Source organism: Psychrobacter submarinus, from assembly GCF_904846685.1.
In the GTDB taxonomy this organism is placed as follows: domain Bacteria; phylum Pseudomonadota; class Gammaproteobacteria; order Pseudomonadales; family Moraxellaceae; genus Psychrobacter; species Psychrobacter submarinus.
The window spans coordinates 393496-409705 of sequence record NZ_CAJHBQ010000002.1 but is presented as its reverse complement, the minus strand read 5'-3'; the positions used below and the strand labels follow the sequence as shown (position 1 = coordinate 409705).

Sequence of the window (16210 nt, the reverse complement as noted above, 5' to 3'; positions counted from 1 at the left end):
TGAACATTCAACCATGGCACTGACAGAGGCTATTTGTGAATGTTCAACACGCCCTATTATTAAAACGTACTTTTTGCAATAATCTATAAGACATTAACCCTGAATCGTCTGACTGATCTTATCTAGATTTAAACTATCGGACATGGCACTAAAGATCTCGTAATACTTACCGCCTTTATCATAGAGCGCTTCATGGGTACCCGTCTCAACCACTTGACCATTTTCTATTACTACCAAATCATCAGCGTCAATGATCTGCGCGATGTTATGCGAGACCATAATTACCGTACGATCTTGCTTGATAAGATCTAAGCTTTTTTTGACCTGTTGACTGGCGATGGCATCGAGGCTCGCCGTTGGCTCATCCAAAAATACAATCGGTGGATCTTTTAAGAACATACGTGCTAGCGCAATACGCTGCTGCTGACCGCCCGATAGCGATTTGGCCGTACTCTCGTAACCGTCTGCTAATTGCATCACTTGCTCATGAATCGAAGCCTTTCTGGCTGCAACTATAATGTCATCCATAGTCGCATTCATATTGCCATAACGGATGTTTTCACTAATAGTGCCTGAGAAGATATGATTACTTTGTAATACCAGACCGATATTCTGACGTAAGTCATGAGTATCGCAGTCTTTTAAATTATGACCATCTAAGCAAATCATACCAGCATCTGGCTCATAAAATTTGACCAATAGATTGATAATGGTGCTCTTGCCCGCGCCGCTAAGCCCCACAAGCGCAGTGATACGGTTAGAGCGAATCTCAAAGCTGACATCTTTTAGCGCTTGGGTACCGTTGGGATAAGTAAAGTCGACGTTTTTTAACTCGATATGGCCCTTTAGATCTTTGCTACTGATGCCATCGATATTCTCAACTTGGCTTTCATCTTCTAAGATATCAAAAAAGCCTTCAGCATAAGTTAAAGCATTATTAATCTGATCATAGATACGGTGCAGCTGGCGAATAGGGGCAGCGACGTTTTGAAATAGCATAACGTGAAATAAAATCATGCCAATGGTCATTTGGCCCTGCAACACAAAGTAAGAAGTCAGCAAGATGATGACCACGACGCCGATTTGTTCAATAAAGGTTTTCACCGCATCATAAATAAAGCCAATACTGCGAATACGCAGCTGATTATCGGTCATCTCTTTTTGAATCTTTAGATGCTTTTGCGCTTCAATAGGCTCGCGGACAAAGGATTTGACCACACTAATTGAGTTGATAAGCGAGATAACCAGTCCGCTTTTGGCTTCGCGAAAGCCGCGCATTTGCCGACGAAACCCTTGCAGACGTTTGGCTTGTTTTTGACTAATAAAAAAGTAAATCGGAATAATAAACAGTCCAACCAGACCAATCCAAAAGTTGGTCGAGAACATAATAATGAGCGAGACAATGGCACTGGCAAACAGCGGTAGCATATCGATAAAGAAGTTTTGCACCAAACTTGTTAGGCTACTAACCCCATAATCAATACGAGTTTGTAGTTTACCGCTATCGTTTTCACTACTGGTATAAAACGCCATGCGATAAGTCAAAATGCGCTCGATAATCTTTTGTGATAAATCCCGCGACAAGTTAATACGGATTTTTTCGCCAAAAAAACGCTGACCGAAAGAGATAAATATCGACAGTATCTCTTTGGTCAGTAGTACCGCACTGATAATGCCAAGCATACGTACGCCCGCTTCCCAAGGCTCGGCAAGTGTGGCAATCTCAGTCAAAGTATCGACAGCATAACGCAACACAAAAGCATTGACCTGCGCGGTAAAGGAACCAAGTACGGTCAAGATCAGCGTGGCAATGATTAAAAGCTTATAAGGCGCGGCAAACACCGCCAGCTTTTTGAGAATATTCCACAATAAAGCGCGCCGCTCAGTCTTTTTGACTGGCGGCTTTTTGTCTAACATCACGCGGCGAAACTGGGGAGAGGTTGTCATAAAAAATTAGCTCATTGATTTGAATATTTCACTAAATTATATTTATATTAAATATAAAAATTAAGTTTGGTATTATATGGAGATATTCTTTATTATCTTTTGGTGAACGCCGTTTGAAAATACTCCCTTATATCTTGATTAGCCTATTAGGAGGTGCCATTGTTCCGCTCCAGCTGGCTATTGTCAACGCTTTTCGAGAAAGTACGCAAGCCTCTCAAATCCAATCTACCTTTTATTTATACTTAGGAGGTGCATTGGCTTCTTTAGTGCTGTCCTATATGATGAGTGGTGGTATCAAACCGCCAATAATTGAAAATGCGGCATGGTGGATGTGGTTACCAGGATTCTTGGGCAGCTTTTATATTTTATTTATGTTTATTGCCGCGCCCAAGATTGGTGCAGGAAATACACTGCTTTGGGTCTTTCTTGGGCAAATGTATTTTGCCCTGATTCTAAACCAAACGGGCTTGTTTGGTTTAGAAGTTAAAGCAATAGATATTTATAAAATCATCGGCTTAGCTTTAGTGACTCTTGGTGGTATATTAATGATATATGGCGAGACTAAAACAGTAGCTTAATATTGCGGCTTAAAAAGCATCCGCTGGTACAAAAACTTCTCCAACCATAATACGGCGGGCTGAGCGGCTCATCGACACTTTTTTGGCTTGCCAGCGTCCGTCGACTTGTTCGGTCTTACCGCCGACCAGTAGCGTCCCTGATGGATGACCAAAACGCACCTCGGACAGCTCGCCGCCGCCTGCCGCCTCATTGACCAATGTCCCTTGCGTGGTGGCCGCTGCCGCAATGGCGACCGCTGCGGTACCCATCATCGCATGATGCAGTTGCCCCATACTCATGGCACGCACCACTAAATCGATATCATTTGCCTTAACTTCTTTACCACTTGACGAGGTATAGCTTCGTGCTGGTGCTACCCAAGCAATTTTGGGGATATGCTGGCTGGCTTGTGCCTCAGATTCATCGGTAAACAGCCCCATCGCCACGCCGCCACGCGCACGTATTTTTTCTAACTTGGCTAATAGTTTGTCATTACTATTAATATCACCTTGTAATTCTGTACCGCTAAAGCCTAGGTCTTCTGCCTTCATAAAGATAGTGGGGATGCCGGCGCTGATAAAGGTCGCTTTGACGCTGTCCTTATCGAGGCCACAACCAGAGACATCAAAGTCATCGACGAGGTTGTTGGTCGGGAACATATCACTGGATGAGTCAACCGGATCGATAAATACAATTTTGACCTCAGCAGCGGGGAAGGTCACGCCGTCTAACTCAAAGTCGCCGGTTTCTTGTACTTGCACCTGACCATTCTCATCCTTGTATACAGGCACATGGGCGATAATGGTCTTGCCGATATTCTCTTGCCAGATACGCACTTCACAAACACCGCTGTCCGCGTCTTTATCAATACTACTAGCTATCTTGTCTGCATCGACCAAGCCCATATTAATCGCACAAGCACCCACGGCGGCGGTTAAGTTACCGCAGTTACCCGCCCAATCAATCATCGGCTTTGCGATATTAACTTGTCCAAATAAGTAATTGACGTCATGGTCGGCGCACGACGCTTTAGACAAAATCACCGTTTTTGATGTGCTAGAGCTGCCATTACCTAAGCCGTCGATTTGCTTACCATAAGGATCTGGGCTGCCGATAACACGTAGTAAAAAGTTATCTCGCGGCGAGCCTGCAACTTGGCAACGCTCAGGTAAGTCGGATAATTTAAAAAAAGTACCTTTTGACGTGCCGCCGCGCATATAGGTGGCAGGGACGGAGATTTGCGGGGCGAATTTTGGTTTTGATTGGGTGGCTTGTGTCATTACCAGGAGTCCTTAATATAATTATGATTTGATTCTGTATTATTGGTGGTATAAATAGAGATAAAGTAGCTAAAGATAGAGGTCATCATGGATAGAGACAATAATCCTAGCGAAAGCTCAGCTAAAATTAAACGTATTATGCAAGATAACCCTGACTTGTCTTATGAGTTTGTGCGTCAATTACTCATCGCTCAAGATGAAGTCGAGGCTGGTCGAGTCGAGCCTTACAAATGTGGGTAAATATTATTTAGTCTTAGAATTTAACTTGCTACTTTCATATTGCTCAACAGACTTAGCCAAATGGGCAGCATTAGCAGATGACTTTAATAAATACAGCGTCTCCATCAAACCATTGTAATGAGCACTCGACATAACAACTGCATCATTATCTTTTTGACGATTTATGACTACTGCATCGGTACCATTATTCACCGTATCTAAAACGGCTTTAAAGTCTTTATTAGCGTCTGTAAAGCTGATAACTTTCATAATATTTTTCTTAATATAAAATTTTAATAAAATACAATCTATAGTAACTCTGCAAAATTGTGATGCTGGGTTAAAAACCTAGCCTACGCCAAATTCAAATAGTTAGAGAGTATAAGCTTAAAAAAACCGATGCCATATAGACACTCTATACAACATCGGCTCTGTATTACTTATGCGCTAAACCTTAAACGCTCAAAACGCTTAGGCCACTTCACCCGCTAAGAACTCTTTGGCAAAGCGCTGCAGCATACCGCCAGAGTTATACATTTTTACTTCATCAGCGGTATCTAAACGGCAGATAACGGGCGCTTTATCGACTGTGCCATCTTTACGATGAATCACCAGTGTCATCTCGCCGCCAGCAGAGACATCTCCTTCGATATCGAAGATTTCTGTACCATCGATGTTGAGCGTCTCACGGTTGATACCAGGCGCAAACTGCACGGGGAGAGCGCCCATACCGACGAGGTTTTGACGATGGATACGCTCAAAATCTTCAGCCACGACGACTTCCACACCAGCAAGACGCACGCCCTTGGCAGCCCAGTCACGACTAGAGCCCTGGCCATAGCCGTCACCTGCGATGATGATGAGTGGCTGCTCACGATTCATATACGTCTCGATCGCCTCCCACATACGCATGACTTGACCTTCTGGCTCCACGCGCGCAAGTGACCCTTGAATGACGTTGCCGTCTTCGTCACGTACCATCTCATTGAGCAGTTTTGGATTGGCAAAAGTGGCTCGCTGCGCGGTTAAGTGATCGCCGCGGTGCGTGGCGTATGAGTTATAGTCTTCCGCTGGCAGACCCATAGTATCAAGATACTCGCCAGCCGCAGAGTCGCCCATAATCGCATTAGATGGTGACATATGGTCGGTGGTGATGTTGTCACCAAGTACCGCTAGTGGACGTAAGCCTTTAAGCCGGTTCATCGCCGCCATCTTGCCTTCCCAATACGGCGGACGACGGATATAGGTACTCATCTCACGCCAGTCGTACTGAGGATCGATGACCGATGCCTCATTACGATCTGCCTGTGCTTTGGCTTCATCAAACATTGGGATGTATACTTGATTGTACTGCTCAGGCTTAACTGACTCGGCGACGATCGCATCGACTTCGCTATCCTCAAACCAGATGTCTTTTAGATAAACATCGTTGCCATCTTGGTCTTTGCCGAGTGAGTCTTTTTCGATATCAAAACGGATATTACCAGCGATAGCATACGCCACAACCAAAGGCGGCGAGGCGAGGAACGCTTGCTTGGCATACGGATGGATACGACCATCAAAGTTACGGTTACCTGATAATACGGCGGTACTAAACAAATCGCGCTCGATGATTTCTTGCTCGATCTCTGGGTCCAGCGCACCGCTCATACCATTACAAGTGGTACAAGCAAAGGCGACGACATCAAAACCCAGTTTTTGTAGCTCGGACAATAGGTTGGCTTCTTCTAAATACAGCTTAACGGCTTTTGAGCCAGGGGCTAGTGAGGACTTCACCCAAGGCTTACGAATAAGGCCTTTTTCTACTGCGTTACGCGCGACGATACCAGCGGCCACCATATTGCGCGGGTTTGAGGTGTTAGTACAGCTAGTAATAGCAGCGATAATGACTGCGCCATCTGGCATTAGCCCATCTTTTGGTTCTGGTAGTTTTTCATTTTCACCGTGGGCGATGCCTTCCTTGACAAGGTCTGTCGTTGATACGCGCGCATGGGGACGTGAAGGACCAGCGATATTACGCACCACTTTTGATAAATCAAAATGCAGCACGCGCTCATATTCAGCATCTTTTAGGCCATCCGCCCACAGACCAACTTGTTTGGCATAAGCTTCAACGATTTTGATTTGTTGCTCGCTGCGACCGGTGAGGCGCAGATAATCAATGGTTTGCTCATCGATAGAGAACATCGCAGCAGTTGCGCCGTACTCTGGCGTCATATTGGAGATAGAAGCACGGTCGCCAACAGTCAGATTGCGCGCACCTTCGCCGTAAAACTCTAGGTAGGCTGAGACCACGCCTTCCTCGCGTAAAAATTCCGTCATTGCTAGTACCAAATCCGTACCAGTAATGCCTTCTTGCAGCTTACCTGTTAGCTCAACGCCAACGATGTTTGGCAAACGCATGTATGAAGGGTTGCCCAACATCACGCTTTCGGCTTCTAGGCCGCCGACACCGATAGAGATAACGCCAAGCGCATCGACCATCGGGGTGTGACTATCGGTACCGACCAAGGTATCAGGGAAGGTGATGGCATCGCCGTCTTGATCCGCCACCACTTGTACCACTGGCGACATTTTCTCTAAGTTGATTTGGTGCATGATGCCGTTACCAGGCGGTACCACGTTGACGTTATCAAAGGCGTATTGACACCAGTTGATAAAGTGAAAACGGTCTTCGTTACGGCGCTCTTCGATCGCGCGGTTCTTCTCAAATGCGTCTTCTTCAAAGCCTGCGTGCTCAACCGCTAAAGAGTGATCGACGATCAATTGTGTCGGTACGATGGGGTTCACTTTGGCAGGATCACCGCCTTCCGCTGCGATAGCATCACGCAGTCCTGCAAGATCAACAAACGCAGTCTGCCCTAAGATGTCGTGGCAAACCACGCGGGCAGGATACCATGGGAAATCAACCTCTTGCTTACGGTAGATATGCTGTGACAGTGCTTCGGTCAAATCCTCTGGCGGACAGCGGCGCACGAGGTTTTCGCATAGCACCTTTGAGCTAAACGGCAGTTTGGCATAAGCGCCTGGCTCAATCTCATTAACTGCTTGCTCGACATCGAAATAGTGCAGGTCAGTACTGCTTCCATCCAAAGCTGGTAATGGTTTTTTATACTCATTATTCATGGTTTGCGGATTAACTTGCGTTAAAGGCTGCTTGCTATCATCGCTCATGGCGGGCTTTCCTTTATAAGTGAGATGGGTTGAGAGTAGGTATAAAAAATAATTTACTTAGCAAAAATTATTCCTGTGACAGGATTCAATTAACATAAACTTTGCTAAATAAAGGGTAGGAAAAATTGAATTGAAATAAGTTGTAGGGTGCGCTAATCAGATCGGTGGGTTACGCTTTGCTAACCCACCTTACAAACCTATTCTTTAAAATAAACGCTATACAGATTAACGAGCGCTGATATCAGGCACTGGACGCAGCTCTTCACCGGTATATTCCGCGCTTGGGCGAATAATACGGTTATTCGCGCGCTGTTCAAAGACATGAGACGCCCAGCCAGTTAGGCGCGAGCACACAAAGATCGGTGTGAATAATTTAGTTGGGATACCCATGAAGTGATAAGCAGACGCATGGAAAAAATCAGCATTACAGAATAGTTTTTTCTCGCGCCACATCACTTCTTCACAGCGCACAGATACGGGATACAATACCGTATCGCCAACATCGTCAGCTAGTTTCTCAGCCCAGCCTTTGATCACCACGTTACGCGGATCAGACTCGCTGTAGATCGCATGACCAAAGCCCATAATCTTATCTTTACGCTCGAGCATCGCCATCATCTCTTTCTCGGCTTCATCAGGTGAGCTAAAGCCCTCGATCATATCCATAGCTGCTTCATTCGCGCCGCCATGCAGATGACCACGTAGTGAGCCAATCGCGCCGGTAATACAAGAGTGAATATCAGATAGAGTTGAGGCGCAAACGCGAGCAGTAAAGGTAGACGCATTGAACTCGTGCTCAGCATAAAGAATAAGCGAGACGTTCATCACCTTAGTATGCAGCTCGTTTGGTTTTTCACCCTTAAGCAGATGCAGGAAGTGACCGCCGATTGTATCGTCATCAGTTTCCGTTTCGATACGCTCATTGTCGTGCGTGAAACGGTACCAATAGTTAATGATAGATGGGAACACCGCCAGCATGCGATCGGTTTTATCATTTTGCTGCTCAAAGTCGGTTTCCATCTCAAGGTTACCGAGCATCGAGCAGCCGGTACGCAGCACATCCATCGGGTGCGCGTCCTTTGGAATGCGCTCAAGCACATCTTTTAGCGGCTGCGGCAGGCCACGAAGTTTTTTGAGTTTGGCCTGATAGTCATCAAGCTCGCTTTGAGTCGGCAAATTGCCATAAAGTAGTAGATAGGCGACCTCTTCAAAGACACATTTATCTGCAAGCTCTGAGACATCATAACCGCGATACGTCAGGCCAGAACCTGACTTACCAACGGTTGAGAGCGCTGTCTTGCCTGCGACTTGACCGCGTAGACCTGCGCCTGATAATACTTTTCCAGATTGGTTTTGTGCTGCCATGATTAAATTCCTTTTGGTGGCTTTTGGGGGTTGAACTTGATAACTGAATAAAAAATTCTACTAATAAAATAAACGGATTTGCTTCACTAAAAACTTATAGCTCTATATCGATGTTACAACGCTTAAATTCGGCGTTAATAGGGGCGTTTATTACTTCCATAGCACTGCCAGTGCCCTCAGCATTATTGACTTCCATATACTTAACGCCTAGTGGCGACTCCATAAAGGTCTGAATCTCAGCCATCTCTTCAGGAGTAGGATCAGGCATAGGTTCAGCGACCTGTTGGCCGTTCATAATTAGGAGCTGCTCATTACCGAAGTCTAGTAGCTTTTGACCGACATCTGAAGCATAAAACTCGTTTAATGACGCAAGCTCAGCATCGCTAAATTTGCTTTTATAAAAGGCATCGACCTCCGACTTACCCAAATCTTTATCTCGAGCTTCAAGACAGCTGACTTGCTCTTGGCTCAGCTCACCATTGGTAAGTAGCGGTACAAATAACATCTGATCGACGGTATCTAGCGTTATCGTCGTCATGACCAGCTCATCTGAATCAGCGCTAGCACTAGAATTCGTATCGACATCCTCACTAGCGACGACGGCCGTATCGTTGACCGTATCGACGCCTTCCACCGTCTCAGTGGTAGCAGTATCATTACAGCCGGTCATAAATACCGCAGCAGCTAAAGCACAGCCTAATGAGACTTTGGATAAGATTTGCTTATTAATATGAATAACAACTGACATAGAGACCCTAAAGTTCGGTGAGTATCAACAGCTATATTACTTATTATCCGCGAACAATTTATCTAGTGTTTGCTCGAACTCATGATAATTCAAAAAGTCGTATAGCTCCATGCGTGTCTGCATTGTATCGACAACCTGTTCTTGCGTGCCATCGTCCAATAGGTGCTGATAGACATTAAGCGCCGCTTTATTCATCGCTCGAAATGCCGATAAAGGATAGAGCACCATATCGACACCGACACCGTACAGCTGCTCGGTGGTATATAGATCGGTTTGACCAAACTCTGTCATATTGGCAAGGACAGGAATGTCTAATACATCGGTAAACTTACGATACATCTCGATATCGGTCAAGGCTTCGGCGAAAATCATATCCGCGCCAGCTTCAGCGAAGGCAACGGCGCGCTCTACTGCGGCGTCCAAACCTTCGACTGATAAGGCATCGGTACGCGCCATCACCACAAAGTCAGGATCGGTCTTGGCATCCATAGCGGCCTTTAGACGATCGACCATCTCTGAGATGCTGACAATCTCCTTGTTCGGGCGGTGGCCGCAGCGCTTTTGCGCGACTTGATCTTCGATATGTACCGCTGCCACACCTGCTTTTTCCATCTTTTTGATGGTTTGCGAGATATTAAAGGCCCCGCCAAAACCGGTATCGATGTCTACTAATAGCGGCGTGTCAACAGCATCAGTGATACGGCGCGCGTCTTCTAGTACATTATCAAGGCTGGTCATGCCCAAATCAGGCAGGCCAAAAGAGGCATTCGCCACGCCAGCCCCAGAGAGATAAATAGCCTTATGACCGACTTGGGTGGCCATCATGGCAGTGTAAGCATTGATAGTACCAGCGATTTGTAAAGGCAGGTCATTGGCGTTTTGTTGTTGCATTGCACTACGAAAGCGTGCGCCAGCTGATGAGCTCATGTGAGAATCCTTGCATAAAAGAGATGACTTAACGTAGGAAGTCTGAATATTAAGGGTTAAATATAAGTGTGCGATATGATTTATTGCTTAAGAGTACACTCAATCACTGATATTGCAAAGTGAGAAATGCAGCAGGCAGTTAATTTATAATGAAATACTAATTTAGAATAATTAATACTATTTATTTTTTGAATAATTATATTCATATTATTGCCGATTACCTCATTATAGTATTCAAATTACTTTGCGAGATAGATTAATTGAACGCTCCAATGTTACATTTAGTTACAATTATATCGATACTGTCAATGTGGTTTTTATAATGTAGAGAATAAGCTATCGCTAGTACTTTCCATAGTCAGCAAAAAAGCCCTTATAGCGAAGCTAAAAGGGCTTTAAGTAGTAGGACTTTAGAGAGTAACGTAGAATCGTAAACAATAATTAGCACTTTATCTCATAGTGAGAAGAGACTAACCGAGCAGACCAAACAGATTAGCCAAGAATAGGAGCGCAAAGCCGCCTAGGAACAGTAAACCGGCAATTGATAAAGCATTCATGCCAGCGGAGAGCTTTTGATGTTTACGCACTAAAGAGTAGTTCAGCCAACCAAAGATAGGGGCGGAGACAAACGCGGATATCATGGCAAACTTGAGCATAGCGCCAAGCTGACCCGTAAAAAAGGTAATAATCACCAAGCCGCCGCCGATAGCATAAGTGGTCCAAAAGGCGACTTGTTTTTTACTGATCTCGCTTTGACCTTTAAGCAGTCGCCAACATTCAGCATTGGCACGGCCATAGCCATCAGCGCAAGTAATCGTCGTGCCAAACATACACATGAAGGCGACAAAGGCGACTAATAAACGCGACCACTCACCAATAGTGTTGGTATACATACTGATCAGCTGACCGATATAAGCGCCGCCAACCAGCTCAATCTCTTGACCAGAGCCATATTGTACAAAGACACCTAACGATAAAAAGAATAAAGCCAAAATCGCCGAAACCGCATAGCCCACATTGAAGTCCAATAGGCCTTGACGATGGGTGGTGTGTTCCGTCTTTCTTTTCGCTGAGGTCCACATTGAGGTGATAGCGGCAAACTCTAATGGCGCTGGCATCCAGCCCATAAGCGCGACGATAAAACCTAGAGTCGCTAGATTCCAAGGCGAAGCGGCAACGAAGTCAGCAGTCATCACTGTAGGCTTGCCAGCAGCGATAAGTACGGCAACGACTGTAGCTGCGGTCAGCGCAATCATAATCCACTTGGTCACGCCATCGAGTAACTTGTAATGACCGGCAATCAAAAATAACCACGAGACTGCGACGATAATGAGCGACAAGCTAATTGTTGAGAGCCCAATTGAGGCAGGCAGCATAAATCCTAAAATCACCGCGGCTATCAAAGACACCGCGCCAGTACTAATGATGGCGGATAAGATTGAGAGGATAAAGTAGATCCAAAGATAGGCTTTTGAGCGCTTGGCATAGCCTGCTATCAGACTCTCGCCGGTATCGTAGACATAGTCAGTGCCGAAGCGAAAAAACGGATACTTAAAGACATTAGCTAAGACAATCATGATCGCCAACTGCCAGCCATATAGCGCGCCTGCCTGCGTCGATGAGATCAGATGCGAGCCGCCGATAGCCGCTGTCGCCATCAATATACCTGGACCAAAAATGCGCCAACTAAAACCTGCAGGCGCGTGACCATCATTTTGGCTATTTATATCCGGGTTATTTATTCGTTGTGTGGTCATAGATACCTCAGTTTACATCAGGCAAGCTATCACTGACCTGTGATAGCTCGCCCATAAAGTTAAAATGATCATTATTAAAAATAGCGGAAGAGAATATAGCGCTCTTAATGGTGCGAAAATTTTTTGGTGACTTTAGCACACCTAGCAGGTTTGCGAATAATAACTATTAGCTTACCTTAGACAAACTGCTGACGCCGATAAGTGATACCGCGCTGCTCGTAGATCTCATAGATAGCAGTGAGTAGGTCATTTACTTTTGGATGAATAAAGTCTTTTAGCGTATGTAAGTAAATAGGGGAGGTGACGTTTTCATGGATCAAGCGCTGATAGCTGATCTGTTTAGTGCGCATCACTTGTAGGCTTGCAGGCACTAAGGTGACACCTTCTCCTGCAGCGACAAGGCCAAGCGCCACTTGCAGATCACTCACTTTACTGGTTCTAAGCGGGGTAATTCCGTGCTGGGCAAATAAATATAGTAAAGGCTCAGTAACTGAATCCGTAACCGAGGCTGCCTCGGGTTTGGCAGTCTGTTTTATACGTTTATCTCGAGCGCTCGTACTCATATCAGCAGCAATAGAGTCAGTATTAATAAGGCCAGGCAGGTGAGTTTGATGATAAAGAATCAAGCGACTATTGGCCAAATCCAGTAAGCGCTGTTCTTTGACCTCAGCTAGCGGATGCGCTTTTGGCAGTGCGACAAGGTAGCGCTCATGGCGCAGTAGTATTTGCTGTATCCACGGATCTTGATGAGCAAAGCGCCCAAAACCCACATCAATCTCACCAGACTTCAGTGCCTCTATCTGCTGATAAGAGCTAATGTCCTTGAGATTAACCTCAGTATCAGCGTTTTGCTGCTTAAAGGTTGCAATGACCTCAGGCAATAGGCCATAAAGCACAGAAGGTACAAAGCCTATATTCAAGCCTTTACTAGGAGCAGACAGGCGCTGGGTCATATGCGTAATGGCATCAAGCTCTGTCAACAAAGCATCTATCTTGTCATAGAAAAATAAACCTGCAGTCGTTAGCTGCAGCGGTCTGTGGTAGCGATCAATTAAGTCGACATTCATATCTGTCTCTAGCTGCTTAAGTAATCGGCTAAGACTTGGTTGCGATATTCCGGTGACTTTTGCAGCCGCACTAAAGCTTCGTAACTCAGCAATGGCAATAAACGCCTTAAGCTGTTTTAAATCCATGAAAACTCCTTTAAAACTCTATATTCGTAAATACAAATGCTGCTGGTCAGGTTTTTGCTACCTTCAGTACTATTTCTGCTGGTCTATCGATATTGTTTGGTCAATAATGAGGTAATTATTGGTTTAAGCGAATGATTGCCTATGGCGCTGATACCTATGTTAGAGCGCTTTTGTATGAAACAGCAATAGGCACTGTTGCAATAATATTTGTAGCTTGAATCAGGAGCTGATTGGATATTGCCTTATGAATTATAAAGATAATAATCGTCATAACCACAGTCAGATGTCATCTGAGGAGAACGGTATTAAACCTAGTATCAATAGCCGTAGTCTGAGCGTGTACGAGCAGTATCTCAAAAAAACGATGGCAAGTATCAATCAAGATCTAAATAAAGGTACAGACAACGCTGCTCACTACCCGAACAGCTCCTTAGAAGATCATACCCAAGATAATGGTCACCGGATGATTGCGACCAATAGAATGGTCGTAGCCACTGAGGAGAGCTCAAACAACAGTGCTAGGCTGCTGACTATCATTGGTGTGTCTTGCACTTTATTACTGCTAGCGTTAGTGATTATTTTATTTAGTGCTACTGACACCTTGAACGATCGCATCACAGCGGTTGACAGTCAGCTGTCTGAGGTCAGTAATAATATATCAGTCATAGGTAAAGAAAACTCATTAGCGAATACTATCGCTATGGCACAAGAAAGAGCAACAAATGCCGCCAATGCTAGAGAATTAGCGCGAGTGAAACACAGTCTAAATAGCCTTGCCCTAAACGCTGAATTAGCAAAAACTGCCCCTGAAGCTAGAATGACAACTAGAGTACGCTCAATGCAGCTTGGAGAGACCGACGTAGAGCCTACTATCGTAGAGCCTACTATCAGTTACGATAGCTTTAAAGCAGAATCACAGACGGTAGTATACCGTGACAGCGCTTATTAGATTTTAATATTACAAACACCTGCTTTATAAATGACCATTTGTCTTAACGATAGTTTATGAGGTGACATACAGAGTAACGATATCTTCTTGAACCGTCTTAAAGCTTTCTGATAGCGATCATTAGCCTGCTGAAGCTGACACCCTATTATTGCAGCAAACCCAAAACTACCCTAACGACACGACTAAAAAGGGCGTTAAGGTAATAGTTATTGCTGCTGGGGTCGTTTTAATTTTGTTGGTCATGATTGCCGGTATTTTTAGTTTAATGACCAGCAATAGCTCATCGACTAGCGAAAATGTAGCGGCCGCTGAGGATAAACCCTCTATTAAAGAGAGCGTCGCCGATAACCATGCTACTGTGACACCTTCTAGCAGCTCAGACGAAGATAACCAAGTAATCCTGCCAGAGCAAAAGACTGAGCTGGCTAGTGATGCTGATGAAAGTGAGAGCTCGAACGCTACTGCTGTCCAAAACGCTACTGCTAGTATTGATAGTGAAGAGGACAAAGGTCCGTCAGTCACTAAGCCGCCATTAACATCCAACCAAGAGGTAGCTGAAGGGCAAGTTTTGCAGAATGAAGAGTCCGCTAGCGTCAGCTATGAAGACTTTACCAAGGAAGCACAAACTACCTTGTATCGCGAGAGTGATTACTAATAGAGCTCGTTTAGATAGATTAGTGGTATAATGCCTCAATGAACTTAGCGGCGACTTTTAGCCCTGAGCTATCAGATTTGACCATCTACGTCATTGACGTGGCAGAGATCATTGAGTTTATTATAGAGCGTGGCATGTTGGCAGATCGTCGTCAAGGGCGACAGATACCGTCTAAGCCATCATATTTTTAATAGTTTATGTTGATGTTAAAAAGACTACAGCTTAGCGTTGTGGTCTTTTTTTATATGTCATAGTGCTGACTCAATTTAAAACTGATACTGTGTGGTTAGAATGCATATTAATAGCTTAAAGCCTGCCTAATTCATAGAGCCTTATCTTGAAAGGGATAACAATGACAACCAACGATCGCATAGATAACAGTAATATAGATAATAACCAAGCAAAGATAGAGATCTACCAAGCAGCTGATGGACAATCTGCAATAGAAATTCGTTTAGAGAATGATACTTTATGGCTTTCACAAGCTCAATTAGCAGCGTTGTTTGGAAAAGATACGGATACTATCAGTCTGCACCTAAAAAACATCTATAACGAAGGCGAGCTTAACCAAGAAGCAACTACCGAGGAATCCTCGGTAGTTCGACAAGAAGGTAAGCGTCAAGTACGTCGAAAAATTCGCTTTTATAATCTAGATGCGATTATCTCTGTAGGTTATCGTGTTAACTCGAAAAAAGGCACTCAGTTTCGTATTTGGGCCACTCAGCGTCTGCGTGAATATTTAGTGCAAGGTTACACGCTAAACAAACAAAGGTTTGATAAAAACTCTAGTGAATTACAACAAGCATTGGCTTTAATTAAAAAAACCGCCCAAAGTCCTGAACTAAAGACGGATGAAGGGCGCGGACTGATCGAAATCATCAGCCGTTATACTCAGACCTTTTTATGGCTACAGCGCTATGATGAGGGCTTATTGGACGATCCAGCAGGGCAGGCGGGTGGCGTTTTGCCAACCACTCACGAGGCCATGACAGCATTAGAGGATCTAAAATCACAGTTAATGGCGCGCGGTGAAGCCACTGAGCTATTTGCTAGACCTCGCGGTGATGGTCTGGACAGTGTGCTGGGTAACTTGAGGCAAACGGTATTTGGCGAACCTGCGTATCCAACGATTGAAAGTAAAGCGGCGCACTTATTATATTTTATGGTCAAAAACCATCCTTTTACCGATGGTAATAAGCGCAGCGGCGCTTTCTTGTTCGTTGATTTTTTGCATCGTAATGGTCGGTTGCTCAACGATGAAGGCGATATGGTCATCAATAATACCGGACTTGCGGCTTTAACCTTGCTAGTAGCAGAGTCGGATCCTAATCAAAAAGAGACGCTGATTAAGCTGATTATGAATATGTTATCGCTTGAGGGCTAAAAATCGACTGAACTTCAAGCAAAATAAGTACTGCCTTAAAGACTAGAACAGCCT

General features: G+C 44.8%; 14 protein-coding genes and 1 pseudogene. 6 read left to right on the top strand and 9 right to left on the bottom strand.

From position 1 onward, the window contains the following. Positions 1 to 93: 93 nt before the first annotated feature. Positions 94 to 1917 carry an ABC transporter ATP-binding protein gene (locus tag JMY03_RS07955; RefSeq protein WP_201603269.1) on the bottom strand — a complete coding sequence of 608 codons (1824 nt, stop codon included), beginning with the start codon at positions 1915 to 1917 and terminating at the stop codon, positions 94 to 96. A gap of 143 nt (positions 1918 to 2060) precedes the next feature. Between JMY03_RS07955 and JMY03_RS07950 the strand changes: the two genes are divergently transcribed. Beyond that, positions 2061 to 2525, top strand: a complete 465-nt coding sequence (locus JMY03_RS07950; protein ID WP_201585858.1) for a DMT family transporter — start codon at positions 2061 to 2063, stop codon at positions 2523 to 2525. Between the two features lie 9 nt (positions 2526 to 2534). On the opposite strand, the gene prpF is transcribed toward JMY03_RS07950, so the two are convergent. Next, positions 2535 to 3785, bottom strand: coding sequence for a 2-methylaconitate cis-trans isomerase PrpF (gene prpF, locus JMY03_RS07945; protein ID WP_201602761.1), 1251 nt, complete (start codon positions 3783 to 3785; stop codon positions 2535 to 2537). Between the two features lie 87 nt (positions 3786 to 3872). Here prpF and JMY03_RS07940 point away from each other — a divergent pair, with 87 nt between their 5' ends. After that, positions 3873 to 4025 carry a hypothetical protein gene (locus tag JMY03_RS07940; RefSeq protein WP_201603318.1) on the top strand — a complete coding sequence of 51 codons (153 nt, stop codon included), beginning with the start codon at positions 3873 to 3875 and terminating at the stop codon, positions 4023 to 4025. Positions 4026 to 4028: 3 nt separating this feature from the next. On the opposite strand, the gene JMY03_RS07935 is transcribed toward JMY03_RS07940, so the two are convergent. From JMY03_RS07935 to JMY03_RS07905, 7 genes are all read right to left on the bottom strand, one after another. Continuing rightward, positions 4029 to 4274 carry a type II toxin-antitoxin system Phd/YefM family antitoxin gene (locus JMY03_RS07935; protein ID WP_201602759.1) on the bottom strand — a complete coding sequence of 82 codons (246 nt, stop codon included), beginning with the start codon at positions 4272 to 4274 and terminating at the stop codon, positions 4029 to 4031. A gap of 201 nt (positions 4275 to 4475) precedes the next feature. Further along, on the bottom strand, positions 4476 to 7130 hold the full coding sequence (gene acnD / locus JMY03_RS07930; RefSeq protein ID WP_201603266.1) for a Fe/S-dependent 2-methylisocitrate dehydratase AcnD: 2655 nt from the start codon (positions 7128 to 7130) through the stop codon (positions 4476 to 4478). Positions 7131 to 7403: 273 nt separating this feature from the next. Continuing rightward, on the bottom strand, positions 7404 to 8543 hold the full coding sequence (prpC, locus tag JMY03_RS07925; protein ID WP_201559557.1) for a bifunctional 2-methylcitrate synthase/citrate synthase: 1140 nt from the start codon (positions 8541 to 8543) through the stop codon (positions 7404 to 7406). A gap of 94 nt (positions 8544 to 8637) precedes the next feature. Continuing rightward, positions 8638 to 9291, bottom strand: coding sequence for a DUF2059 domain-containing protein (locus JMY03_RS07920; protein WP_201602757.1), 654 nt, complete (start codon positions 9289 to 9291; stop codon positions 8638 to 8640). A 36-nt stretch (positions 9292 to 9327) separates the two neighbouring features. After that, complete coding sequence (gene prpB / locus JMY03_RS07915; RefSeq protein ID WP_025646999.1) at positions 9328 to 10218, bottom strand: methylisocitrate lyase; 891 nt, start codon at positions 10216 to 10218, stop codon at positions 9328 to 9330. A 470-nt stretch (positions 10219 to 10688) separates the two neighbouring features. After that, positions 10689 to 11975 carry an NRAMP family divalent metal transporter gene (locus tag JMY03_RS07910; protein WP_227675551.1) on the bottom strand — a complete coding sequence of 429 codons (1287 nt, stop codon included), beginning with the start codon at positions 11973 to 11975 and terminating at the stop codon, positions 10689 to 10691. A gap of 176 nt (positions 11976 to 12151) precedes the next feature. Further along, the gene (locus JMY03_RS07905; protein ID WP_201602754.1) at positions 12152 to 13168 is read right to left on the bottom strand and encodes a LysR family transcriptional regulator; all 1017 of its coding nucleotides are present in this window, start codon (positions 13166 to 13168) and stop codon (positions 12152 to 12154) included. 244 nt (positions 13169 to 13412) lie between these two features. Between JMY03_RS07905 and JMY03_RS07900 the strand changes: the two genes are divergently transcribed. From JMY03_RS07900 to rhuM, 4 genes and pseudogenes are all read left to right on the top strand, one after another. Continuing rightward, positions 13413 to 14117, top strand: a complete 705-nt coding sequence (locus JMY03_RS07900; RefSeq protein WP_201602751.1) for a hypothetical protein — start codon at positions 13413 to 13415, stop codon at positions 14115 to 14117. A 148-nt stretch (positions 14118 to 14265) separates the two neighbouring features. After that, positions 14266 to 14772 carry a hypothetical protein gene (locus tag JMY03_RS07895; RefSeq protein WP_201602748.1) on the top strand — a complete coding sequence of 169 codons (507 nt, stop codon included), beginning with the start codon at positions 14266 to 14268 and terminating at the stop codon, positions 14770 to 14772. A 41-nt stretch (positions 14773 to 14813) separates the two neighbouring features. Beyond that, positions 14814 to 14876, top strand: a pseudogene (locus tag JMY03_RS13425) (urease accessory protein UreG); the annotation flags it as partial. Between the two features lie 248 nt (positions 14877 to 15124). Then, on the top strand, positions 15125 to 16156 hold the full coding sequence (gene rhuM / locus JMY03_RS07885) for a RhuM family protein (protein WP_201602745.1): 1032 nt from the start codon (positions 15125 to 15127) through the stop codon (positions 16154 to 16156). Positions 16157 to 16210 lie beyond the last annotated feature (54 nt).